Raw genomic sequence first — 23522 nt, 5'->3', positions numbered from 1 at the left:
ACCGTAATAATTTTGGTGTAATTTTGGTGTAAGTTGGTGTAGTATTATGTTTTGCATATCCTGTTTCCAGGTGGTATAATGTAGCCAACCTAAGAAATAGGAGGATTTGAAAGATGAGTGAATATGTAATTTCTGTCAACAGTACAGTTGACTTACCAAGGGAATGGCTTGAGGAGAGAGCTGTTCCGGTGATTCCGTTAAAATATACGATAGATAATGAAACTTATGATGATATGTCAGGTCTTACGTCAAAGGAATTTTTCCAAAAGTTAAGAGAAGGAAAGATGGCTGTGACGACACAGGTAAACCCGGAGCAGGCAAAAGAAGGTCTGGAGAAGATTGTAAGAGAGGGAAAAGATATCCTTCATCTGGCATTTTCTTCCGGACTCAGCGGTACATATAACAGTATGCGGATTGCGGCAGAAGAGCTGAAAGAAGAATATCCGGAGCGTAAGATCATCGTGATTGACACGTTGTGTGCTTGTATGGGAGAAGGACTTCTTCTGTATTATGCACTGAAACATAAGAAGGAAGGCATGTCCGTAGAAGAACTTGCAGACTGGGTAGAGCAGAATAAATTACATGTCTGCCACAATGTCACAGTAGATGACCTGCATCATCTGCAGAGAGGCGGGCGTGTGTCAAAGACAGCGGCAGTTCTCGGAACAATGGTACAGATTAAGCCGATCATCCATGTAGATGACGAAGGTAAGCTGCAGGTGATCGGTAAAGAGAGAGGAAGAAAACGTTCTATCCAGAAGATTGTAGATATGTCTGTAGAGCGTTCAAAAGGATGGGATAATGAGATTATCATGATCACACATGGAGACTGCCCGGAAGATGCAGAATATCTGGCAAAAGTTGTCCGTGAGAAGATGGGAGTGGAGAATATTCTTATCAATAATATCGGAACCGTGATTGGAAGCCATACCGGTCCGGGTGTACTGGCGGTATTCCATATGGGTGGAAAGAGATAGGCAAAGAAGCCTGCTCAGATCTTGCCAGACAGTCTATGGATGGAAAGATTCAAAAGGCAGTCAGTCAATGGCGATTTTTACGAGCTTCTGGTAATTAAATAAACAGCGGACAGGATTTTAGAAAATATTAACTGAAATCCTGTCCGTTTTATCTTGGGAAGAAAGTCCCAAATTATCATATTCTGCTGTTGGTGTATAATGTATTCCTGTAGTTGCAATATACTTCTTACAGAGTAAAGATTCCTAATGCACTTGCTACGGAACTCAAGAGGATCAGCACAAGGAAGATCGGAGCGATCCATTTGATCATAACTGCAAATAATTTTTCGCCTTTAAACGTTCCATCTGTCACTTTTACTTCGTCTGCGATCGTAGATGGCTTAATTACAAAACCGATAAAGATACAGGTGAAGAATGCTACGATCGGCATTAGTACGCTGTTGCTGACAAAGTCCATAATATCAAGTACAGACATTCCCATCCAGGAAATGAAACTGAGTGGACCGAATCCGAGAGAAGACGGAACACCCATAACAAGTGCCAGAATTGTTACAAACACACAGGTTCCTTTTCTTGTCCAGCCAAGTTTATCTCTTAAGATTGATACAATCGTCTCCATCAGTGAAATTGCGGAAGTAAGCGCCGCAAAGAACACAAGCAGGAAAAATACTGTTCCGACAACATTGCCAAATTTCATATTGCCAAATACTTTTGGAAGTGTAATGAACATTAGCCCCGGACCTGCCTGCAGTGCAGAACTGTCACCACCGGAAAATGCGAATACTGCTGGGATAATCATAAGACCTGCAAGGAAAGCAACACCGGTATCGAATATTTCAATCTGTCGTACAGAACTTTCCAGATGATTTTCTTTCTTCATATAGGAACCGTATGTGATCATAATACCCATGGCAAGTGACATGGAATAAAAGAGCTGTCCCATAGCTGCAAGGATTGTCTTCGCGGATACGTCAGCCATATGTGGTTTCAGATAGTAAGAAAGTCCGTCCATGGCACCGTCGATCGTCAGTCCATATAAGGCAACGAACAGAGTCAGAAGAACGAGGATCGGCATCATGAATTTGCTGACCTTTTCGATACCCTGCTCTACACCAAAACCAACGATAACTGCTGTAACTGCAATAAACAAGAAAAACCATCCGATCGGTTCGAATGTTCCGCCAATGAAATCTGTAAAATAACTGTCGCCCGCTGCTGTGTGACCGGAACCAGTGACAAATACGAAAAAGTATTTGACAACCCATCCACCGATAACGGAATAATATGGGAAAATAATGATCGGCACTGCTGATGCCAGAATACCGAGAAACTTGAATCTTTTATCAAGTATAGTGAAAGCACCAATGGCGCTGAGTCCTGTCTTACGTCCGATTGCGATCTCTGCGGTCATCAGTGTAAAACCAAATGTGACTGCCAAGATCAGGTAAATAAATAAAAACGTTCCTCCACCATATTTTGCAGCGAGGTAGGGGAATCGCCAGATGTTACCGAGTCCTACCGCAGATCCGGCGGCTGCCAGTACGAAACCGAGCTTGCCGGAAAAACTACTTCTTTTTTGCATGTTAAAACCTCCTCTAATGATAAGCATTCCTTATAGATGTATTGTGTTATATTATGACACGAAAAACTTGTATTTTCAAGAAAAAATCATGCGAAATACACAATTTGAAGGATGAAAATATAACTCAACTGACAGTGTGGTGAGAAAAATAAGAAATTATGTTATGATATGGGCAGTAAATCAGAGAGGAGTACAGAATATGATTGATGTACGGAAGACGGGAAAATTTATAGCACAGTGCAGACATGAAAAAAATCTGACACAGAAAGAATTAGGAGACAGACTGAATGTAACAGACCGTGCAGTTTCCAAATGGGAAAACGGAAGGTCCTTTCCAGATGTGAATCTGATCGAGGAGATTTGCAGAGAGTTGGATATCGAAGTAAGTGAACTGTTGGCCGGGAAAAAGATAGAACCGGAGCATTATAAAGAAGAGACCGAAAAGATGCTTATGGGAACAGTAAGAGAAAATACGATGCACAGGTTTCAGCTGATTATTTATCTGTTGATGACTTTACCACTTGTATTAATTTTATTGCCGACATTATGGGGGGATCCGGTATGGATATTGAATGTACTGTTCTGGCCAGAAGGAAATGTATTGCTACTAAAAGGACGAAGCATATTGTTGATTGGTCTTATTATAGTGTTCATGTGGTGTGGTTCCTATCTGGAACGTTACCTGCCAGAAAAAAATCTCAGACATTCCAGCAAGAAAGTAGAACTGTTTTATGCAACTATGGGAGCTGCATGGATGATCTGGATTGTTGGCTCAGGTGCTGTAATAAATGGAATTAAAGCAGGTGGTATAGAAGGAATTGCAGCGGCAGGTATTGGAACAGTGATAACGGTTGGATGCAGTATCATTTATTTCAAGGGAGCGATAGAAACAGCAAGAGCAAACAAAGAAAAGTATGAAGAGGAGAACCCGGAGGAAAAATAGATTTTACTCATATTTTATGTAAGCATTTATTATATTAGTAGTAACTACATAAAATTGGTGGATGCCGGATGAAACAGATTATAAAAAGAGGGATAGTGTTTTTGCTAGCGGTTGTTATGATGACCTGCCAGAGCAGTATCTTAAGTCTGGCGGAAGAAGAAAGGGAAACTACAGAAAATACAGATAATGAAGAAAAAGAGCAGAAGGAGACAGAGGATACAAAAGAAATGGTATCAGCTCCGTCTGCTCTTTTAATGGAAGTATCGACTGGGAAAGTTTTGTATGAAAAGAATGCAGATGAGAAACGCCCGCCTGCAAGCGTAACGAAGATTATGACACTTCTGCTTGTATTTGACGCACTGGATGCTGGAAAAATAAAACTGGAAGATCCGGTGACCGTTTCTGAGTATGCTGCATCTATGGGTGGTTCCCAGGTATTTCTTGAACCGGGAGAGACACAGAGCGTTAAGACGATGATCAAATGTATTGCTGTGGCAAGCGCCAATGATGCGGCAGTGGCAATGGCAGAACATGTCGGAGGCAGTGAGAAAGTGTTTGTCGGACAGATGAATAAGCGAGCAGAAGAGCTGGGAATGATGCATACACATTTTAAGAACTGTAACGGTCTGGATACAGACGGACATGAGACAACAGCAAGAGATATTGCAAAAATGTCGAGAGAGATGCTGCGTAAACACCCTCAGATTGAAAAGTATTGCAAAATCTGGATGGAAGACATTACACACGAGACGAAAAAAGGAAAGACAACATTCGGACTTAGCAATACGAATAAACTGATCAGGCATTATGCATATGCAACCGGACTGAAAACAGGTTCTACCGGAAAAGCAAAATTCTGCATTTCTGCGACTGCAAAAAAAGACGATGTAGAACTGATCGCAGTGATCATGGCGGCAGATGACAGTAAGAAGCGGATGAAAGATGCCATTTCTCTTCTGGAATATGGATTCGGCTCATGCAAAGTATACCGGGAGAAAGAAAATCTGAAATTAAAAGAGATAAAACTGATACGCGGCAAAAAAGATATGTTTAAAATTATGACGGAAAAAAGGTTTTCCTATGTCCTGTCACAGGGAGAAGATATATCCAAAATTAAGCGTTCTCTTCATATAAAGAAGAATCTGCATGCACCGGTGAAGAAAGGTGACAAAGTGGGAACAATAGAATATACACTGGATGGAAAGTCGATTGGAACTGTTCCGGTTGTATCGAAAGAAAGTATCGGCAGACAGAGATTATTTGATGTTATCCGGGAGTTTGCGTCTTCTTTTCTGTTTGCAAAGTCCTGACATTAATTATATACTGTTACTGAATGAAATGAAGGAGAACATATATGCTGAAAGACAAAAGATATTTTTTATTTGACATAGACGGAACATTGGCAGTGGACGAGACTTTATATGACGGAACAAAAGAACTGCTGGATTATATAGAGAAAATTGGAGGGAAATCTTTTTATATCACAAATAATTCTGTGAAAAGCAGAAAAGATTATATAGAAAAATTTGCCCGCTGGGGGATCCGGGCGGAGGCATCCCAGTTTATGACAGCATCTTATGCAACCTGTGAGTATTTGAAAGCGCACTATGCCGGAAAAAAGCTTTTCGTTCTCGGTACACCATCTTTCAGAAAAGAAGTAGAAGAATGTGGATTGTTTGTAACAGAGCAGGTAGAGCCGGATGTTGCCTGTGTTGTGGCAGGATTTGACCGGACGCTTCATTATGGAAAAATCGAGACAGCCTGTGAATTGCTTCTTCGCACGGAAGTGGATTATATCGGTACAAATCCAGATTACCGTTGTCCGACAGCGTTCGGCTTTGTGCCGGATTGTGGTGGAATCTGTGAAATGTTAAAAGTGACGGTTGACCGGACGCCTTATTATGTCGGGAAACCGAATCCGGAGATTGTACGGATGTGTATGGAACAGGTGAATGCCAGGCCGGAAGAAGTGCTGGTAGTCGGAGACCGTTTGTATACGGATATTGCCTGTGGCATCAATGCCGGAGTGCAGACGGCACTCGTCTATACAGGGGAAGCAAAGCCGGAAGACTTAAAAGAGACAGAATATATGCCGGATTATGCATTCGCAGATATTCGTACACTGTTGCAGGCATTTAAGAGGGCAAAAGGAGAGTAAGCCGTGCAGATCATAGCAGAAATTATTCTCGTTCTGGCTATTCTTGCCGGAATCAAGATTTACAGAGAAGTACATTGTTTTAAGAGAACCGATTATGCGATCGTATCTGAAAAACTGAATATTCCGGAAGGGAAAGAAAAGAAAATTGTATTTTTAAGTGATCTTCATAATCAGCAATATGGACAGAATAATGAGAACCTTGTAAAAGCGATCCGTGAGTCTGATCCGGATTTTATCTGGATTGGCGGTGATATGTTGATCGGAAAAGAAGATACCGATTATACGCCGGCGCTTTCTTTTGTAAAAGAAATAACCGGGATCTGCCCGGTTTATTGTGCGAGTGGTAACCACGAGCAGCGTATGAAAGAGAACCCGGAAGATTATCAATATTCTTATGTGGAATACAAAGAAGTATTGGAGGCTTGCGGAGTACATTTTCTGGAAAATGAAACAGTGCGTTTTGCGGAGTATAATATCACACTTCGCGGGCTGGAGATTCCGTTAGCCTGTTATCGGCGTTTCCGGAAAGGTACGCTTACTGTGGAAGAAATAATCGAACGGATCGGACAGCCAGATGAGACAACGTACGAGGTATTGCTTGCACATAATCCAACTTATATGGAGACATATCAGAAGTGGGGGGCGGATCTTGTGCTGTCCGGACATCTGCATGGAGGTGTGGTGAGAATACCAGGAATCTTAGGGGTTATTTCTCCGGCATTTGAACTATTTCCGAAATATTCAGGTGATCTGTACCGGGATGGCGACAAAATCAGTGTTGTAAGCAAAGGTCTTGGAACGCATACATTTCATATCCGTCTGTGGAATCCGGCGGAATTTATCGTATTGCATTTGAAAACTTGTAATTAACAGGAAAATTCTGTATAATAAATAAGTTACGGTATATGAAAATAATGTGAGGATGAGAAATGGGAATTCCGGTAAAACTACAGGTGTTTGAAGGTCCGTTGGATCTGCTTTTACATTTAATAGACAAAAATAAAATAGATATTTATGATATTCCAATCGTAGAGATCACAAACCAGTACATGGACTACATCAAAGCCATGGAACGGGAAGATCTGAATATTATGAGTGAGTTCCTCGTTATGGCGGCTACGCTTCTGGATATTAAGTGCCGGATGCTACTTCCAAAAGAAGTGACGGAAGACGGGGAAGAGGAAGATCCGAGACAGGAATTAGTAGAACAGTTACTGGAATATAAGATGTATAAATTCATGTCCTATGAGTTGAAGGACAGAGAGACAGATTCGGAAGGAATCCTGTACAAGGAAGCAACTATTCCGGAAGAAGTCATGGAATATGTGGAGCCGGTCGATCTGGACAAGCTATTAGGAGATCTTACGCTGGCAAAACTGAACCGTATTTTCAAAGATGTCATGAGACGTCAGGTGGACAAAGTCGATCCGGTGCGGAGCAAATTCGGTAAAATCGAAAAAGAAGAAGTGACGCTGACAGACAAGCTTGGCTATGTTTATGAGTATGCAAAGGAACACAGAAACTTTAGTTTCCGGAGTCTTCTGACAAAGCAAAGTTCAAAAACACAGGTTGTGGTAACATTTCTTGCGATTTTGCAGATGATGAAGGAAGGACAGATCAGTATCAGTCAGGAACAGCCGTTTGATGACATTCTGATCACTTCGCATGTAGGAGAAGAAAGGTATGGAGACAGTGGAGATCAATAGATTAGAAAGCGCAATAGAAGCAATTTTATTTACAATGGGAGACTCTGTGGAACTTGGCAAGATTGCATCTGCCATTGAACACGATGAAGAGACAACAAGAAAGATCGTCCATCAGATGATGGATAAATACCAGGCAGAAGACCGTGGAATCCAGATCGTAGAACTGGAGGATTCTTTCCAGTTATGTACGAAAAAGCAAAATTATGATTATCTGATCCGTATCGCCAAACAGCCGAGACGGTATGTGCTTACAGATGTCCTGCTGGAAACGTTGTCGATTATTGCGTACAAACAGCCGGTGACGAAGCTGGAGGTTGAAAAGATCAGAGGTGTGAAGTCGGATCATGCGGTGAATAAACTGGTGGAATATAACCTTGCCTGTGAAGTGGGAAGGCTGGATGCGCCGGGTAAACCGATTTTGTTTGGAACGACAGAAGAATTTCTGCGCAGATTCAGTATCCAGTCTGTAGATGATCTTCCGGTTCTGAATCCGGAACAGGTGGAGCATTTCAAATCAGAAGCGGAAGAAGAAGTGCAGCTAAAATTAGATGTATAGATTCTGGACTGTCTGCATACATTTAGGATAGTAATGTATGGGCGGTGCAATATGAAAAATAGAAGAAACAGAGCATGTATTTTGCTTATCGTTTTTCTTGTGAGTTGGTGGAGCCGGAAACCGGTTGCAGTTAAAGCAGAGGGAGAACAGTTTGCAGAACAGTTATACGCCCGGTCGGCAGTCCTGATGGATGCGGATAGTGGGCGTATTTTATTTGAAAAAGAAGGAAATGCAGTGCGCCCGATGGCAAGCACAACGAAGATTATGACGTGTATTCTGGCACTGGAAGAAGGAAAAACAGATAGTGAAGTAAAAGTATCAGAAGAGGCATGCCGGCAGCCACAGGTCCGTCTCGGCGTGCGGAAAGGAGAAAATTACAGACTGAAAGATCTGTTATATTCGCTGATGCTGGAGTCCCATAACGACAGTGCAGTGCTGGTTGCGGAAAACGTTGCCGGGAGTGTACAGGAATTTGCTGTGGAAATGAATAAAAAAGCGAAAGAGATTGGATGCAAAGATACGCACTTTGTGACACCGAACGGTCTGGATGGAACGGATGAAAAAGGTGCACATCGGACGACAGCAGAAGATCTTGCACGGATTTTCCGATATTGCATCACAGAATCGCCAAAACGAGAACAGTTTCTTGAGATTACACGAAAGGAGATGTATTCGTTCCAGAACATCGAGCAGACAAGGACATTTTCCTGCCGGAATCATAATGCGTTTTTGAAAATGATGGATGGGGCACTAAGCGGAAAAACGGGATTTACAGCGAAAGCAGGATACTGCTATATCGGAGCGTTAAAAAGTGATAACCGGACATTTATTGTGGTACTTCTTGCCTGCGGGTGGCCAGGGAACCGTTCTTATAAATGGAAAGATACGAGAAAACTGATGGAGTATGGACTGAAAAATTATCAAAAGGCAGAGCTCCCGGATGAAGAAGGAATCCAGGTATATATAAAGGATGCTGTAAATAAAGGAAATCCATACCAGAAAGGGGAACATCTGACGGCACATATTCAGAAAGAAACAGAGAAAATCCTGATGAGAAAAGATGAAAAATTGGAAGTAAAAAAGAAGATTCCGAAGAATCTGCATGCGCCGGTGAAAAAGGGAGAACAGATTGGTGAAGTGCAGTATTTCCTTAACGGAAAAGCCGTGTGTGCCTGTCCGGTTATTGCAGATGAAACGGTAGAAGCCCGTTCCCCGGGAGGATGTCTTGCGTTTGTTATGAGAAAGCTGTTTTTGTCACCATAGCATTAGGATGGAGCAATCAGTGGCAGGTTTTGCAGGTAAAAGGATTTCATATGGGACGGTTGCGCTTGTGCAAAGAAAAAAGTATAATGTTTTACATATGACAAAAGACGAAAACGAGGAATAAAAACATGGCAATTGAAAAAGTAAAAGCATATTTTAAGAATTATGGGATGGAAGACAGAGTCATGGAGAAAGATAGTTCCAGTGCAACGGTGGAAGAGGCAGCAGATGTATTAGGCTGCGAGCCGGGAAGAATCGCTAAGACACTGTCTTTTCATCTGGATGAAAAAGTAATCTTGATCGTAACGGCGGGAGATAAGAAGATTGACAATAAGAAATACCGTACAGAGTTTGGAAGCAAAGCGCATATGCTGAAATTCGAGGAAGTAGAACTGCTGGTAGGTCATGCGGTCGGCGGCGTATGTCCGTTTGCTGTCAATGAAGGCGTAGAGGTATATCTGGATGAATCACTCAAAGCTTATAAAACGGTCTATCCGGCAGCAGGAAGCGGCAACAGCATGATCCAACTTACGATTCCGGAACTGGAGCGATACGGACAGTGTAAGAAATGGATCGACGTGTGTAAATAAAGTAAAGTGTGGCGATATCAGAAATTCTCTTTGACTTGTTCCGGAGAGTATGCTAGAGTAAAAATGTATTTAAGCATGCTGAATATAAATACATTCTGTAATTCAACATCGGCACTTCGCCGGATTATTTCACAGAGAGAGACGAAAGTATATTGACAAAACAGAACAAGTGTACTACTATTGTAAACAGAAAAACGAACATGCGTTCGTCACGAGAGAAGGAGATAACTTTTATGGCAGGTAATGATACAAAGAATGAGAATAAGAAGAAGGCATTAGATGCAGCCATTGCAAAGCTGGAGAAGGATTTCGGTAAAGGTACGGTTATGAAGCTGGGAGATCCGGCAGCACAGGTTGCAGTTGAGACAATTCCGACAGGATCTCTGAGTCTGGATATCGCGCTCGGTATGGGCGGTGTGCCGAAGGGACGAATTGTAGAAATTTACGGACCGGAGTCCAGTGGTAAGACAACGGTTGCGCTTCATATGATTTCAGAAGTGCAGAAGCAGGGCGGTATTGCCGGTTTTATCGATGCAGAGCATGCGCTGGATCCGGTATATGCAAAGAATATCGGTGTAGATATTGATGAGCTTTATATCTCACAGCCGGACAGTGGAGACCAGGCGCTGGAGATTGCGGAGACGATGGTGCGCTCCGGAGCTATGGATATTATTGTTATTGATTCGGTAGCGGCTCTCGTACCGCGACAGGAGATCGAAGGAGATATGGGAGATTCACACGTTGGTCTGCAGGCAAGACTGATGTCTCAGGCGTTGCGTAAACTGACGCCTGTAATCAGCAAGTCCAATTGCGTCGTGATCTTTATCAACCAGCTACGTGAAAAAGTCGGTGTTATGTTTGGCAATCCGGAGACAACTACCGGCGGACGTGCACTGAAGTTCTACGCATCTGTCCGTATGGATGTCAGAAGAATTGAGACATTGAAGCAGAGTGGTGAGATGATCGGTAACCGTACAAGAGTGAAGATTGTGAAGAATAAGATTGCGCCTCCGTTTAAGGAAGCAGAATTTGATATTATGTTTGGTAAGGGAATCTCAAAAGAAGGAGACATCCTTGATCTCGCAGTAAACCTTGGACTGGTAAGCAAGAGTGGATCCTGGTTTGCGTATAACGGTGATAAGATCGGGCAGGGACGTGAGAATGCCAAGAACTATCTGACAGAACACCCGGATATCATGGAGGAACTGGATCACAAGATCCGCAAGCACTATGCATTTGAAGACGGTGAAGAGGAAGAAGAACAGACAGAGACTCCAAAGAAAGCTGAGAAAGAGTAATGACAGTCACCAGAGTGGAACCACTGACAAAGACAAAGTTCCGCATCTATATAGATGAACATCCGGCATTTGTTCTCTATCAGGGAGAGGTTAAGCGGTATCATCTGGCAGAGAGCCGGGAGATAGCAGAAGACATATATCAGAAGATCCGGAGTGAGATTGTACTGAAACGTGCAAAGCTTCGAGCCATGCATTTACTGACAGATATGGGGAGAACGGAGGAGCAACTCCGTACGAAGCTTAAGCGTGGAGGCTATCCGGATGATATCGTGAAGGAAGTGATTGCTTATGTGAAGTCTTTCGGCTATATCAATGATGCGGCTTATGCCCGCAGCTTTATCGACAGCAGGAAGGATAAAAAGAGCAAGAGAGAGATTTATGCGGCGCTGGCAGAGAAGGGAATCGCAAGAGATGAGATTGACGAGGCGATGGAAGAGTGTTACGGGCATGAAGATGCCAGACATGCGATCATGACGCTTCTTGCAAAGAAGCATTATGACCCGAAGACGGCGGATCATGTGCAAACCCGCAAAATACTGGGCTATCTGACGAGAAAAGGATTCCGTTATGAAGACATACGTCAAGTAATACAAGTTTCTGAGGGGAGCGCTTGACATCTTTGGTAAAACAGTATAAAATTTAAGTGTTGTATTTGTACGTTGTATTTTTACAATAAAAATTAAATAAGGAGGTGCTCCTGTGCCGGACGGAATTATGATTGCTGTTACAGTAGTGCTTGTCATAGCAGGTGTAATCATCAGTCATTTTGTTACAGTTTCGAATCTGCGTAAGAATGCAGAATCGAAGATCGGAAATGCAGAATCAAAGGCGCGTGAGATCATTGATGATGCAGTGAAGACGGCTGAGGCAAAGAAAAAGGAGTCTCTCTTGGAAATTAAAGAAGAGTCTATCAAGAACAAGAATGAACTTGAAAAAGAGACAAAGGAACGCAGAGCTGAATTACAGCGTTATGAGAAGCGTGTACTTTCCAAGGAAGAGACTTTGGACAAGAAAGCAGATGCTATAGAAAAGCGTGAAGCAGGATTTGCAGCAAAGGAAGAACAGCTCAGACAGCGTGAAACTAAAGTAGACGAGCTGAGTAAGCAAAGGGTACAGGAACTAGAAAGAATCTCAGGACTTACCTCCGAACAAGCAAAAGAATATTTGTTGAAAACTGTTGAAGAAGATGTGAAACATGACACTGCCAAGATGGTAAAAGAACTGGAAGCCCAGGCAAGGGAAGAAGCGGACAAGAAAGCAAAAGAATATGTAGTAACTGCTATTCAGCGCTGTGCCGCGGATCATGTTGCTGAGACTACGATTTCCGTAGTACAGCTTCCAAGTGATGAGATGAAGGGCAGAATTATTGGTAGAGAGGGACGTAATATTCGTACACTGGAGACGATGACAGGTGTTGAACTGATTATTGATGATACACCGGAAGCAGTTGTCTTATCCGGATTTGATCCAATAAGAAGAGAAGTTGCACGTATTGCACTTGAAAAATTAATTGTTGACGGACGTATTCATCCGGCAAGAATTGAGGAGATGGTGGAAAAGGCACAGAAAGAAGTCGATACGATGATTCGTGAAGAAGGAGAAGCAGCAGCGTTAGAAGTCGGTGTTCACGGAATCCATCCGGAACTGATCAAGCTTCTTGGACGTATGAAGTTCAGAACAAGTTATGGTCAGAATGCGCTGAAACATTCTATGGAAGTTGCACAGTTATCTGGACTTCTTGCAGGGGAAATCGGACTGGATGTCCGTACTGCTAAGAGAGCAGGACTTCTGCACGACATCGGTAAATCTATAGATCATGATGTAGAAGGATCGCATATTCAGATTGGTGTGGATCTTTGTAGAAAATACAAAGAATCTGCAACAGTTATTAATGCTGTCGAAGCACATCATGGAGATGTAGAACCGGAAACTCTGATTGCATGTGTTGTACAGGCTGCAGATACGATTTCTGCTGCAAGACCGGGTGCGAGAAGAGAAACATTAGAAACATATACAAACAGGTTAAAACAATTAGAAGATATCACCAACCAGTTCAAGGGTGTTGATAAATCTTTTGCAATTCAAGCAGGTAGAGAGATTCGTGTTATGGTAGTTCCAGAACAAGTATCTGATGCAGATATGGTATTAATGGCCAGAGATATAGCAAAGCAGATCGAGTTTGAACTCGAATATCCTGGACAGATCAAAGTCAATGTAATCCGTGAATCACGTGTTACAGACTATGCCAAGTAGAAGATAAAATAGAGGCAGAATCGGTGAATATCGGTTCTGCCTTTTGTTATGGCAACGAGGAAAATGCGCCATGTATGAATGGCAGCATTTGATGACTGCTAATCAGTGAATAAAACTCGCGAAGCGTGTTTGGTTGCTGTTGTGGCAAGGAGGTAAATTATGAGCAACGAAGTAAAGAGAGTAAGCAGAGAACTGGCTTATACAGGAACAGTTCTAAAAATATACAAAGATCGTATGGAATTTTCGAATGGCAATCATGAAGACTGGGATTTTATTCACCATGACGGAGCGGCTGCCGTAATTCCGGTTATGGATGACGGCAAGATTCTGATGGTTACACAGTACCGTAATGCACTGGAGCGGGATACACTGGAAATCCCGGCAGGAAAGCTGGATGCACCAGGAGAGCCTGGAATCGAATGCGCAAGAAGAGAACTGGAAGAAGAGACCGGCTACAGGGCGGAGAATATAGAGTGGCTTATGGATCTGCGTACAACGGTCGCATTTTGTGATGAAAAGGTAGAGATTTTTCTTGCAAGGGATCTCAAACCTGCGAAACAACATTTGGATGAGAATGAATTTATCCAGGTGAAGGCATATACATTGGAGGAGTTAAGGGAGATGATCTTTACCGGCAAGATTGAAGATTCCAAGACAATCGCCTCAATTTTGGCATACGAATCCAAATACTGTCATTAAATGTATTTATTTTAGATAAGCCTCTTAAAAAACACTGTCATTAGTAAGAAGAATCCTGACATATAATAAATTATCTTTAGGTCGGGAGGCGTGGCAATGCGTGAACATACAAAAATCTGGGTAGCAGTATATGCAGCGGGAGTGATGGCAGGAATCCTGTATGCGAATTTGATTGCGCAGGAATCCATCATGCAGATGGGAATATTTGCAGAAAATCATTTAACAGAGAGTGTGAAAGTGTGCGTACCTGGACTGGAATATATATGGTACATTGTGCGTATGCGCCTGTTACCTCTTTGCATTCTTACGCTTGCAGGGGCAACAAGATGGAAAAAGACAAGTGCGGTACTGTTTTTTCTATGGACAGGTTTTCTGGCAGGCGTATTGTTCTGCGCAGCAGTCTTACAACTTGGAATAAAAGGAATATTTATCTGCGTGCTGGCACTGCTGCCACATATGCCTTTCTATGTCGCGGCATATGTGGCAATATTGATCTATTTACTGAATTATCCTGTTGTAAATCGCTGGAATATAAATAAGACAACTGGCGTGTTAATTTTGTTTGCTATCGGTATTTTCCTGGAATGCTATGTGAGCCCAGCTGTCCTTCGGTTCGCATTGAATCTGTAATGATAATGCAGATAAATAAAACAGAAACAAAACATAAATATCTGGCTTAACAGTAGTCCAGTCAGGTATCCTCGGATTCCGTATGCCGGGATGCTGAGATAGATACTTGCAATACGGATGAGTATTGTAAACATATTGATGAAAAGGGATATGCCAGCTTTACCGATTCCGTTTAAAACACTGATAAATGTTGTATTCGTATACAGAAATGGACAGATCCATGCGAGTGTAAAAATGTATCTGGATGCTAAAGGACTGTGAAAGAGACATACTCCTATAAAAGAGCTTGAAAGCAGAAGCAGGATACAACATGTGCTTCCGAGCAAAATGCACGTAGTTGTCACTTTACGTATCAGACGACGTAATTTTTGGGTATTGTTTTCTGCTTCAATCTGTGCAACAGATGGCAGGATCATTGTTGCAAGAGATCCGGTCAGCGCACTTGGAAACAGGACACACGGAAGTGCCATTCCGGTCAGTACACCGTAGATACGAAGAGATTCATTCCGATCCAGACCGTAATATTGTAGATTCCATGGAATGGAGAATGCCTCCAGACATTGCAGCAGTGTAAGCATGATCCGGCTTACGGTAAGCGGAATTGAAAAACGAAGCAGTGAAAGAAATGCCTTTAAATTATCCAGACAGCACAGCCTTCGGAGAAAAAGGATGTCTGTTGATTTGCGGGATGATAATGTCTCGGAATATGAATTTAAACTGTGGAGACAATACCATGCTGCGGCAGCTTCGCCTGCGATCATTCCAAGTACTGCAACGGAGACAGAAAAATGCTGCCCGTGTCGGATGCCAAAAGAATAGACTGCATATACAGAAAGAATTCGGACAGACTGTTCCAGAAGTTGAGACCAGGCGGGAATTTTAGCCTGTTTCATACCGAAATAATAGCCGAGGATACAGCAGTGGATGGCAGCAAAAGGAAAACAGTAAGAGAGCAGGAGCAGCAGGGATTTGCATGCCGGTTCTTTCAACAGCGTACATGCGATGTCATGCGCATAGTGCTGCGTAAAAAGCATAAGAATCACTGAGAGAAAAACAGTATAAATCATAGAAGTAAAAAGAAGCAGCTCTGTTTCTTTTTTTTCCCCTTTAGCAACGTAACCGGCAACATGTCGGGAAAGCGCAGTCTGGATTCCGGCGCATGTTATGGCAATCCCCAGTGTATAGACCGGGAAAATGAGCTGATACAGCCCGACATTTGCTTCACCGAAGGTGTGACTTAAATACATACGGTAGAAAAAACCGAGGAATCGTGATATAAAAGCGGCAAGGGTCAGAACAAATGTTCCTTTCAGGATGATATGTTTCTCTGTCATAAACAGACTCCTTTCGGTCGGAAAACCGCTGAAAATATTATTATATTATATTTGAATGAAGTCCTTGACAGAACTTTAAGAGGGTGCTATTCTACAAAAGGAAAAATCCTAGTAATTTAGTGGGAATTGAATTGGTAGGAATTAAAGAAGGTGATGAGATGAAGCTCTCCACGAAAGGCAGATATGGCTTAAGGGCAATGATAGATCTCGCCAGATACAGTGAAGAGGAACCGGTTTCTATTGGAAGTATTGCAATGAGACAGGGAATTTCCGAACGGTATCTGGAGCAGCTCGTGGCTAAGATGAAGAAAGCAGGTCTGGTGAAGAGTATCCGGGGAGCCTCCGGCGGGTATGTACTGGCAAAAGATTCCAGTGAGATTTCAGTGGGAGATATTTTGCGGGCACTCGAAGGAAGTCTGGAACCGGTCAAATGTGCAGCTTTTTTTTCAGAAGAAGGATGTATGGCTTCTGAAGGCTGTGTAACCAAATATGTCTGGCAGAGGATCAACGACAGCATCAATCATGCAGTTGATGAGATGATGTTAGATGAACTGGTAAAAGAAAGCAAAGAAATGAATCCACACGGTGTATATGATCATACGAAGTGTACTCATTCAGAATAGAAAATGGAGGAATTTATCATGGGTAAACTGTTATATCTTGATAACGCAGCAACAACAAAAACAGCACCGGAAGTCGTAGATGCAATGCTTCCTTATTTTACAGAGCATTATGGAAATCCTTCCAGCGTTTACAGCTTTTCATCCGGTAATAAAGAAATGATCAGCAAACAGAGAGAAGCAATTGCTGATACACTTGGAGCCAGTGCAAATGAAATTTATTTCACAGCAGGTGGTTCAGAATCTGACAACTGGGCGTTGAAAGCAACAGCAGAAGCATATGCAGGGAAAGGCAATCACATTATTACAACAAAGATCGAGCATCATGCGATCCTTCACACTGCACAGTATCTGGAAAAAAGAGGATTTGAAGTTACTTATGTAGATGTAGATGAAGACGGAAAAGTAAAACTGGATGAATTAAAAGCAGCAATCCGTCCGACAACCATCCTGATTTCTGTTATGTTTGCAAATAACGAGATCGGAACGATCCAGCCGATCAAAGAAATCGGTGAGATTGCCAAAGAGCACGGTATTTTATTTCATACAGATGCAGTACAGGCATATGGACAGCTTCCAATTAATGTAGACGAGTGTCATATTGACATGCTCAGTGCAAGTGGACATAAATTTAACGGACCGAAAGGAATCGGTTTTCTTTATATCCGTAAAGGTGTGAAGATCCGTTCATTCGTTCATGGTGGAGCACAGGAAAGAAAACGTCGTGCAGGTACAGAAAATGTTCCTGGAATTGTCGGAATCGGAACAGCAGCAAAGCGTGCTGCGAATACAAGAGAAGAGAGAGTGGCAAAAGAGATCGAGGTCAGAGATTATCTGATTGATCGTGTATTGAAAGAAATTCCATACTGCCGTCTGAATGGACACAGAACTGACAGACTTCCAAACAATGCCAACTTCAGTTTCCAGTTTGTAGAAGGAGAATCTCTTCTGATCATGCTGGATATGAAAGGAATCTGTGCATCCAGCGGATCTGCATGTACATCCGGATCTCTTGATCCTTCCCATGTACTACTTGCAATCGGACTGCCTCATGAAATCGCACATGGCTCTTTGAGACTGACAATCAACGAAGAGATCACAAAAGAAGACATTGATTACGTTGTGGATAATCTGAAAGAGATCGTGGCACACTTAAGAAATATGTCACCATTATATGAAGATTTTGTAAAGAAACAGAAATAAATAACAAGACACAGACAAGATATAAGATACAGGAGGAATTTAATATGTATTCAGAAAAAGTAATGGATCATTTTCAGCATCCGAGAAATGTCGGAGAGATAGAGAATGCCAGCGGAGTAGGAACAGTTGGTAATGCAAAATGTGGAGATATCATGAGAATTTATCTTGATATCGATGAGAACCAGATCGTGCGTGATGTCAAATTCAAGACATTTGGATGCGGAGCTGCTGTAGCAACAAGCAGTATGGCGACAGAACTTGTTAAAGGAAAGTCAATCCAAGAAGCAATGGAGGTAACAAATAAAGCCGTAATGGAAGCGCTGGACGGACTTCCGCCGGTAAAAGTACACTGCTCACTTCTTGCAGAAGAAGCAATTCATGCAGCACTCTGGGACTATGCAACAAAAAATGGTATTACGATCGAAGGATTAGAGAAACCAAAGTCTGATATTCACGAAGGTGAAGAGGACGAAGAAGAGGAATATTAAAGCCGGGAGACAAACATGGAAAAAAGCATGGATAAAAAGAAGGTAGTTGTAGGCATGTCAGGAGGAGTTGACTCCTCCGTGGCTGCCTGGCTTTTAAAAAAACAGGGATACGATGTAGTAGGGGTAACGATGCAGATCTGGCAGGATGAAGATGAATTTGTCCAGGAAGAGAATGGCGGATGCTGCGGTTTAAGCGCCGTAGACGATGCCAGACGTGTAGCAGCAGCAATCGGTATCCCTTATTATGTTATGAATTTCAAGGAAGAATTCAAAGAACATGTCATTGATTATTTTGTAAATGAATATAAAAACGGAAGGACACCGAATCCGTGTATTGCCTGTAATCGATATGTAAAATGGGAATCTCTCCTGAAGAGAAGCCTGGATATCGGAGCAGATTATATCGCGACCGGTCACTATGCGAAGATCGAACAGCTTCCAAACGGACGCTATGCGCTTCATACATCCGCAACCGGAGCAAAAGACCAGACTTATGCACTCTATAATCTGACGCAGGAACAGCTTGCGAGAACACTTATGCCAGTCGGGGAATATACGAAAGACCAGATCCGTGAGCTTGCATCGGAAGTCGCACTTCAGGTGGCGCACAAACCAGACAGTCAGGATATCTGTTTTGTTCCGGATGGAGATTATGCTTCTTATATAGAAGAGTATACCGGAGAGAAGATGCAGCCGGGCAATTTCGTGACAAGTGATGGAACTGTTGTAGGCAGACATAAAGGAATCATCCATTATACAGTAGGACAGAGAAAAGGGCTCGGACTTTCTCTCGGATATCCGGTATTTGTCCTTGAGATCAGACCGGAGACGAATGAAATAGTAGTTGGTTCCAATGAAGAGTCCATGTCGCGTTATGTCCGTGCCAATGCGGTTAATTTCATGTCTGTGGAGAACCTTAAAGAACCGAAACGCGTCTGGGCGAAGATCCGTTATAATCACAGAGGCGCCTGGTGCATGGTAGAGAAAACAGGGGAAGATGAGATCCTCTGTACATTTGAAGAACCGCAGAGAGCAATTACGCCGGGACAGGCAGTTGTCCTCTATGACCGGGATTATGTGCTTGGCGGTGGAACGATCATCGGAGACCGCTAGAGAATACGAAACAGTAAATGAAAAACAGTGACAGGAGGAAATGCGATGATGCGGGCAGATGTGCATATGCATACGAATTTTTCACATGATTCAAAGTCCACACCGGAGGAGATGATCCTTGGTGCGATAGCCAAAGGGCTTCAGGCAGTCTGTTTTACGGATCACCACGACAAAGATGATTTTGCATGGGGACCGGAAGAAGTGTTTAAGCCGGAAGAATATTTTAAAGTAATGCCGCCGCTGCGGGACAAATACAAAGATAAGATTGATGTACGGATCGGTGTAGAAATCGGACTTCAGCCTTATCTGGAACCGTTTTACCGGGAATTTGTAAAAAAATATCCATTTGATTTTGTGATTGGATCCGTACATTCCACACATAAACTGGATATCGCACACGGAGAGATCTTTGATGGAAAAACAGATGAAGAAGTTTACCGGGAAGTTCTGGAAGAGATGCTGGAAGATGTCCGTATTTATGAAGATTATGATGTGCTCGGACATCTGGATTATATGATCCGTTATGGAAAAGATAAAGAACAGGCATATTCGTATCTGAAATATGCAGAGCTGATCGATGAGATCCTGAAAAATATCATTGCAAAAGGCAAAGGACTTGAACTCAATATGGCAGGATTAAAATATGGACTTCCATATGCACACCCACACCCGGATGTATTAAAAAGATACCGGGAGTTAGGTGGAGAGATCATCACAGTCGGTGCAGACGGACACTGTCCGGAGCATATTGCATGGGATTTTGACAAGGCAAATGGCATATTGCGGGCATGCGGTTTTACATATTATACAGAATTTAAGCAAAGAAAGCCTGTTTTTAAGCAACTTTCATAAAAATATAGAAGACACTTGAACTTTTGTACCAGATTTAGTACAATTAAGCCAGTTGGGAGTGCTTTAAAATGTTAAAGCGTTCACAATAAAGTATAGTTAGAATAAACTTTAGGAGGAATTGATCATGGCAGTAAAAGTAGCGATTAATGGTTTTGGACGTATTGGACGTCTGGCATTCAGACAGATGTTTGGAGCAGAGGGATATGAAGTAGTTGCAATCAACGACTTAACATCTCCTAAGATGCTTGCTCACCTGTTAAAATATGATTCATCACAGGGAAAATATGCACTGGCTGATACAGTAGAAGCTACAGAAGATTCCATCATTGTTGACGGAAAAGAAATCAAAATTTATGCAAAGGCTAACGCTGAGGAACTTCCTTGGGGAGAAATCGGAGTAGACGTTGTCCTTGAGTGTACAGGTTTCTACACATCTAAAGAGAAAGCATCTGCACACATCAAAGCAGGAGCAAGAAAAGTTGTTATTTCCGCACCGGCAGGAAACGATCTTCCTACAATCGTATACAATGTAAACCATACAGAACTGAAACCGGAAGACACAGTTATTTCCGCAGCTTCTTGTACAACAAACTGCTTAGCTCCAATGGCTAAAGCATTGAACGACCTTGCATCTATCAAATCTGGTATCATGTGCACAATCCATGCTTACACAGGAGATCAGATGACACTTGACGGACCGCAGAGAAAAGGTGATTTAAGAAGATCCCGTGCTGCTGCAGTTAATATCGTACCTAACAGCACAGGTGCTGCAAAAGCAATCGGTCTTGTTATTCCAGAATTAAATGGAAAATTAATCGGATCTGCTCAGCGTGTTCCAACACCTACAGGATCTACAACAATTCTTACAGCAGTTGTTGACGGAACAGTTACAGTTGACGAAGTAAATGCAGCTATGAAAGCAGCTTCTACAGAGTCTTTCGGATATAACACAGATGAGATCGTTTCAAGCGACATCGTAGGAATGAGATATGGTTCTTTATTTGATGCTACTCAGACAATGGTTCTGCCATTAGACAACGGAACAACAGAAGTTCAGGTTGTATCTTGGTATGACAATGAGAATTCTTACACAAGCCAGATGGTAAGAACAATCAAATACTTCTCTGAATTAGCTTAATTATGACTCAAAAAAGGGTCCGGTCTTATTGGACCGGGCCTCTTTTTTTGAATATTAGGAGGTAAACGATATGCTTAACAAAAAATCAGTTGATGACATCAACGTAAAAGGAAAAAAGGTACTCGTAAGATGCGATTTTAACGTACCGCTTATCGATGGTAAGATCACAGATGAGAATCGTCTTGTAGCAGCTCTTCCAACAATCAAGAAGCTGATTGCAGACGGAGGTAAGGTTATTCTTTGTTCTCACCTTGGAAAGCCGAAGGGAGAGCCAGTACCGGAGCTGTCTCTGGCACCGGTTGCAGTACGCTTATCAGAACTGCTCGGACAGGAAGTTAAATTTGCAGCAGACAGAGAAGTCGTAGGCGAGAATGCAAAAGCAGCAGTAGCTGCAATGAAAGACGGAGATGTTATTCTTCTTGAGAATACCCGTTACAGAGCAGAAGAGACAAAGAACGGGGATGCATTCAGCAAAGAACTCGCTTCTCTTTGCGATGTATTTGTAAATGATGCATTTGGTACAGCACATCGTGCGCACTGTTCCAATGTGGGTGTTACAAAATATGTGGATACAGCAGTTGTAGGATATCTTATGCAGAAAGAGATCGATTTCCTCGGAAATGCAGTAAACAATCCGACAAGACCGTTTGTTGCGATCCTTGGAGGAGCCAAAGTATCCAGCAAGATTTCTGTAATCAACAACCTGCTTGACAAAGTTGACACACTGATCATTGGTGGTGGAATGTCTTATACATTTGCAAAAGCAGAAGGTGGTACAGTTGGTAAGTCCCTTCTGGAAGAAGATTACTGCCAGTATGCACTGGACATGAAAAAGAAAGCAGAAGAAAAAGGTGTAAAACTTCTTCTTCCTGTAGATAACGTAATCGCAGATGATTTCTCTAACGATGCAAATATCAAAGTTGTAAAACGTGGCGAGATTCCGGACGGATGGGAAGGACTTGACATCGGACCAGAGACGATCAAGATTTTCTGTGATGCAGTAAAAGACGCAAAGACAGTTGTATGGAACGGACCAATGGGATGTTTCGAGATGCCGAACTTTGCAAAAGGAACAGAAGCAGTAGCAAAAGCGCTTGCTGATACAGAAGCTACTACAATTATCGGCGGTGGCGATTCTGCAGCAGCTGTTAACCAGCTTGGATACGGTGACAAGATGACTCATATCTCTACTGGTGGCGGTGCATCCTTAGAGTTCCTGGAAGGAAAGGAACTGCCGGGTGTTGCGGCTGCAAATGATAAGTAAAGACTTACAAATATAAAATTAGGGAGAGATAAAAATGGCTAGAAAGAAAATTGTAGCAGGAAACTGGAAAATGAACAAAACTCCAAGTGAAGCAGTTGCTTTGGTTGAAGAATTAAAACCATTAGTTGCTAACGAAGAAGTAGATGTTGTATTCTGCGTACCTGCAATTGATATCATTCCGGTTGTAGAAGCATGTAAAGGAAGCAACATTGAAGTCGGAGCAGAGAATATGTATTTTGAAGAAAGCGGAGCTTACACAGGAGAGATCTCTCCGGCAATGCTCACAGACGCTGGTGTTAAATATGTTGTTCTCGGCCACTCTGAGAGAAGAGAATATTTCGCAGAGACAAATGAGACTGTTAATAAAAAAGTCCTCAAAGCATTTGAACATGGTCTTACACCGATCATGTGTTGTGGAGAGACGCTTGAGCAGAGAGAACAGGGTGTAACAATGGATTTCATTCGCCAGCAGGTTAAAGTCGGATTCCAGAATGTTACAGCAGATCAGGCTAAGACAGCAGTTATCGCTTATGAGCCAATCTGGGCAATCGGAACAGGTAAGACAGCTACAACAGAGCAGGCTGAAGAAGTATGCGCAGGAATCCGTGCATGCATCGCTGAAGTATATGACGAGGCAACAGCAGAAGCAATCCGTATCCAGTATGGTGGATCTGTAAATGCAGGAAATGCTGCTGAATTATTTGCACAGGCAGATATCGACGGTGGTCTTGTAGGTGGAGCTTCCCTGAAAGCTGACTTTGGCAAGATTGTAAATTACAAATAATAAGTATTTTGACTGCTTCGATTTCTGTATGCAGGAATCGAAGCAGTTTTTAATTGCAAAAAACGAGAAAG

General features: G+C 42.5%; 24 protein-coding genes. 22 read left to right on the top strand and 2 right to left on the bottom strand.

What is annotated here, in order from left to right; all coding sequences use genetic code 11:
* The first annotated feature begins 113 nt into the window (after nt 1–113).
* Complete coding sequence (locus tag DWY31_RS02160; RefSeq protein WP_118519396.1) at nt 114–977, top strand: DegV family protein; 864 nt, start codon at nt 114–116, stop codon at nt 975–977.
* A gap of 226 nt (nt 978–1203) precedes the next feature.
* Here the strand turns inward: DWY31_RS02160 and DWY31_RS02155 are convergent, their stop codons facing one another.
* Complete coding sequence (locus tag DWY31_RS02155) at nt 1204–2559, bottom strand: sodium-dependent transporter (protein WP_118519395.1); 1356 nt, start codon at nt 2557–2559, stop codon at nt 1204–1206.
* 199 nt (nt 2560–2758) lie between these two features.
* Here DWY31_RS02155 and DWY31_RS02150 point away from each other — a divergent pair, with 199 nt between their 5' ends.
* The 13 genes from DWY31_RS02150 (at nt 2759) to DWY31_RS02090 (ending at nt 14655) form a co-directional block, all read left to right on the top strand.
* Nucleotides 2759–3502, top strand: coding sequence for a helix-turn-helix domain-containing protein (locus DWY31_RS02150; RefSeq protein ID WP_158575477.1), 744 nt, complete (start codon nt 2759–2761; stop codon nt 3500–3502).
* A gap of 68 nt (nt 3503–3570) precedes the next feature.
* Nucleotides 3571–4812: a D-alanyl-D-alanine carboxypeptidase family protein gene (locus DWY31_RS02145; protein WP_330411786.1), complete on the top strand. Its 1242-nt coding sequence runs from the start codon at nt 3571–3573 to the stop codon at nt 4810–4812.
* A gap of 44 nt (nt 4813–4856) precedes the next feature.
* The gene (locus DWY31_RS02140; RefSeq protein ID WP_021860532.1) at nt 4857–5660 is read left to right on the top strand and encodes an HAD-IIA family hydrolase; all 804 of its coding nucleotides are present in this window, start codon (nt 4857–4859) and stop codon (nt 5658–5660) included.
* Between the two features lie 3 nt (nt 5661–5663).
* Complete coding sequence (locus tag DWY31_RS02135) at nt 5664–6530, top strand: metallophosphoesterase (protein WP_243060349.1); 867 nt, start codon at nt 5664–5666, stop codon at nt 6528–6530.
* Nucleotides 6531–6589: 59 nt separating this feature from the next.
* Entirely contained in the window at nt 6590–7366 is a 777-nt protein-coding gene (locus DWY31_RS02130; protein ID WP_021860530.1) for a segregation and condensation protein A, read from the top strand.
* Nucleotides 7344–7922 (top strand): SMC-Scp complex subunit ScpB, encoded by a 579-nt coding sequence (gene scpB / locus DWY31_RS02125; RefSeq protein WP_021860529.1) that lies wholly within the window; start codon nt 7344–7346, stop codon nt 7920–7922. The genes DWY31_RS02130 and scpB overlap by 23 nt, the downstream gene beginning before the upstream one ends.
* A gap of 51 nt (nt 7923–7973) precedes the next feature.
* Nucleotides 7974–9185: a D-alanyl-D-alanine carboxypeptidase family protein gene (locus DWY31_RS02120; RefSeq protein ID WP_199671901.1), complete on the top strand. Its 1212-nt coding sequence runs from the start codon at nt 7974–7976 to the stop codon at nt 9183–9185.
* 128 nt (nt 9186–9313) lie between these two features.
* Complete coding sequence (locus tag DWY31_RS02115) at nt 9314–9775, top strand: YbaK/EbsC family protein (protein WP_021860527.1); 462 nt, start codon at nt 9314–9316, stop codon at nt 9773–9775.
* 233 nt (nt 9776–10008) lie between these two features.
* A complete protein-coding gene (gene recA, locus DWY31_RS02110) occupies nt 10009–11073 on the top strand; it encodes a recombinase RecA (protein WP_021860526.1) in 1065 nt (354 codons plus the stop codon).
* Nucleotides 11073–11687 (top strand): regulatory protein RecX, encoded by a 615-nt coding sequence (locus DWY31_RS02105; RefSeq protein ID WP_118519392.1) that lies wholly within the window; start codon nt 11073–11075, stop codon nt 11685–11687. The genes recA and DWY31_RS02105 overlap by 1 nt, the downstream gene beginning before the upstream one ends.
* A gap of 100 nt (nt 11688–11787) precedes the next feature.
* Nucleotides 11788–13326, top strand: a complete 1539-nt coding sequence (gene rny, locus DWY31_RS02100; protein ID WP_442873159.1) for a ribonuclease Y — start codon at nt 11788–11790, stop codon at nt 13324–13326.
* A gap of 159 nt (nt 13327–13485) precedes the next feature.
* Entirely contained in the window at nt 13486–14025 is a 540-nt protein-coding gene (locus DWY31_RS02095) for an NUDIX hydrolase (RefSeq protein WP_118287849.1), read from the top strand.
* A 96-nt stretch (nt 14026–14121) separates the two neighbouring features.
* The gene (locus tag DWY31_RS02090; protein ID WP_117537164.1) at nt 14122–14655 is read left to right on the top strand and encodes a stage II sporulation protein M; all 534 of its coding nucleotides are present in this window, start codon (nt 14122–14124) and stop codon (nt 14653–14655) included.
* On the opposite strand, the gene DWY31_RS02085 is transcribed toward DWY31_RS02090, so the two are convergent.
* A complete protein-coding gene (locus DWY31_RS02085) occupies nt 14613–15989 on the bottom strand; it encodes a polysaccharide biosynthesis protein (protein WP_118519390.1) in 1377 nt (458 codons plus the stop codon). The genes DWY31_RS02090 and DWY31_RS02085 overlap by 43 nt on opposite strands.
* A 158-nt stretch (nt 15990–16147) precedes the next feature.
* Here DWY31_RS02085 and DWY31_RS02080 point away from each other — a divergent pair, with 158 nt between their 5' ends.
* The 8 genes from DWY31_RS02080 to tpiA all read left to right on the top strand — a co-directional run bounded on the left by DWY31_RS02080 (nt 16148) and on the right by tpiA (nt 23451).
* Nucleotides 16148–16612, top strand: a complete 465-nt coding sequence (locus DWY31_RS02080; protein WP_021860520.1) for an RrF2 family transcriptional regulator — start codon at nt 16148–16150, stop codon at nt 16610–16612.
* An 18-nt stretch (nt 16613–16630) separates the two neighbouring features.
* Nucleotides 16631–17812, top strand: coding sequence for a cysteine desulfurase NifS (nifS, locus tag DWY31_RS02075; RefSeq protein ID WP_118287852.1), 1182 nt, complete (start codon nt 16631–16633; stop codon nt 17810–17812).
* 44 nt (nt 17813–17856) lie between these two features.
* Nucleotides 17857–18300 carry a Fe-S cluster assembly scaffold protein NifU gene (nifU, locus tag DWY31_RS02070; protein ID WP_021860518.1) on the top strand — a complete coding sequence of 148 codons (444 nt, stop codon included), beginning with the start codon at nt 17857–17859 and terminating at the stop codon, nt 18298–18300.
* 27 nt (nt 18301–18327) lie between these two features.
* Nucleotides 18328–19413, top strand: coding sequence for a tRNA 2-thiouridine(34) synthase MnmA (gene mnmA, locus DWY31_RS02065; protein ID WP_118519435.1), 1086 nt, complete (start codon nt 18328–18330; stop codon nt 19411–19413).
* Between the two features lie 48 nt (nt 19414–19461).
* Nucleotides 19462–20265 carry a histidinol-phosphatase HisJ family protein gene (locus DWY31_RS02060; protein WP_118519434.1) on the top strand — a complete coding sequence of 268 codons (804 nt, stop codon included), beginning with the start codon at nt 19462–19464 and terminating at the stop codon, nt 20263–20265.
* Nucleotides 20266–20389: 124 nt separating this feature from the next.
* Nucleotides 20390–21403 carry a type I glyceraldehyde-3-phosphate dehydrogenase gene (gap, locus tag DWY31_RS02055; protein ID WP_021860514.1) on the top strand — a complete coding sequence of 338 codons (1014 nt, stop codon included), beginning with the start codon at nt 20390–20392 and terminating at the stop codon, nt 21401–21403.
* 70 nt (nt 21404–21473) lie between these two features.
* Nucleotides 21474–22667, top strand: coding sequence for a phosphoglycerate kinase (locus DWY31_RS02050; RefSeq protein ID WP_021860513.1), 1194 nt, complete (start codon nt 21474–21476; stop codon nt 22665–22667).
* Nucleotides 22668–22701: 34 nt separating this feature from the next.
* On the top strand, nt 22702–23451 hold the full coding sequence (tpiA, locus tag DWY31_RS02045; RefSeq protein WP_021860512.1) for a triose-phosphate isomerase: 750 nt from the start codon (nt 22702–22704) through the stop codon (nt 23449–23451).
* The last annotated feature ends 71 nt before the right edge of the window (nt 23452–23522 follow it).

It is taken from the genome of Dorea sp. AF24-7LB, assembly GCF_003478575.1.
In the GTDB taxonomy this organism is placed as follows: Bacteria; Bacillota; Clostridia; order Lachnospirales; family Lachnospiraceae; genus Dorea_D; species Dorea_D hominis.
The sequence above is the reverse complement of the archived record's forward strand: the minus strand, read 5'-3'. Positions and strand labels throughout refer to the sequence as shown.

Excerpts from the sequence above, each read along its gene's own strand:
- DWY31_RS02080 (WP_021860520.1), top strand. The coding sequence starts at position 16,148 with ATGAAGCTCTCCACGAAAGGCAGATATGGCTTAAGGGCAATGATAGAT.
- recA (WP_021860526.1), top strand. The coding sequence starts at position 10,009 with ATGGCAGGTAATGATACAAAGAATGAGAATAAGAAGAAGGCATTAGAT.
- DWY31_RS02150 (WP_158575477.1), top strand. The coding sequence starts at position 2,759 with ATGATTGATGTACGGAAGACGGGAAAATTTATAGCACAGTGCAGACAT.
- DWY31_RS02095 (WP_118287849.1), top strand. The coding sequence starts at position 13,486 with ATGAGCAACGAAGTAAAGAGAGTAAGCAGAGAACTGGCTTATACAGGA.
- DWY31_RS02160 (WP_118519396.1), top strand. The coding sequence starts at position 114 with ATGAGTGAATATGTAATTTCTGTCAACAGTACAGTTGACTTACCAAGG.
- DWY31_RS02115 (WP_021860527.1), top strand. The coding sequence starts at position 9,314 with ATGGCAATTGAAAAAGTAAAAGCATATTTTAAGAATTATGGGATGGAA.
- DWY31_RS02085 (WP_118519390.1), bottom strand. The coding sequence starts at position 15,989 with ATGACAGAGAAACATATCATCCTGAAAGGAACATTTGTTCTGACCCTT.
- DWY31_RS02140 (WP_021860532.1), top strand. The coding sequence starts at position 4,857 with ATGCTGAAAGACAAAAGATATTTTTTATTTGACATAGACGGAACATTG.
- DWY31_RS02145 (WP_330411786.1), top strand. The coding sequence starts at position 3,571 with ATGAAACAGATTATAAAAAGAGGGATAGTGTTTTTGCTAGCGGTTGTT.
- tpiA (WP_021860512.1), top strand. The coding sequence starts at position 22,702 with ATGGCTAGAAAGAAAATTGTAGCAGGAAACTGGAAAATGAACAAAACT.
- nifU (WP_021860518.1), top strand. The coding sequence starts at position 17,857 with ATGTATTCAGAAAAAGTAATGGATCATTTTCAGCATCCGAGAAATGTC.
- scpB (WP_021860529.1), top strand. The coding sequence starts at position 7,344 with ATGGAGACAGTGGAGATCAATAGATTAGAAAGCGCAATAGAAGCAATT.
- gap (WP_021860514.1), top strand. The coding sequence starts at position 20,390 with ATGGCAGTAAAAGTAGCGATTAATGGTTTTGGACGTATTGGACGTCTG.
- DWY31_RS02120 (WP_199671901.1), top strand. The coding sequence starts at position 7,974 with ATGAAAAATAGAAGAAACAGAGCATGTATTTTGCTTATCGTTTTTCTT.
- DWY31_RS02050 (WP_021860513.1), top strand. The coding sequence starts at position 21,474 with ATGCTTAACAAAAAATCAGTTGATGACATCAACGTAAAAGGAAAAAAG.
- DWY31_RS02090 (WP_117537164.1), top strand. The coding sequence starts at position 14,122 with ATGCGTGAACATACAAAAATCTGGGTAGCAGTATATGCAGCGGGAGTG.
- nifS (WP_118287852.1), top strand. The coding sequence starts at position 16,631 with ATGGGTAAACTGTTATATCTTGATAACGCAGCAACAACAAAAACAGCA.
- rny (WP_442873159.1), top strand. The coding sequence starts at position 11,788 with ATGATTGCTGTTACAGTAGTGCTTGTCATAGCAGGTGTAATCATCAGT.
- DWY31_RS02060 (WP_118519434.1), top strand. The coding sequence starts at position 19,462 with ATGCGGGCAGATGTGCATATGCATACGAATTTTTCACATGATTCAAAG.
- DWY31_RS02105 (WP_118519392.1), top strand. The coding sequence starts at position 11,073 with ATGACAGTCACCAGAGTGGAACCACTGACAAAGACAAAGTTCCGCATC.
- DWY31_RS02130 (WP_021860530.1), top strand. The coding sequence starts at position 6,590 with ATGGGAATTCCGGTAAAACTACAGGTGTTTGAAGGTCCGTTGGATCTG.
- mnmA (WP_118519435.1), top strand. The coding sequence starts at position 18,328 with ATGGATAAAAAGAAGGTAGTTGTAGGCATGTCAGGAGGAGTTGACTCC.
- DWY31_RS02155 (WP_118519395.1), bottom strand. The coding sequence starts at position 2,559 with ATGCAAAAAAGAAGTAGTTTTTCCGGCAAGCTCGGTTTCGTACTGGCA.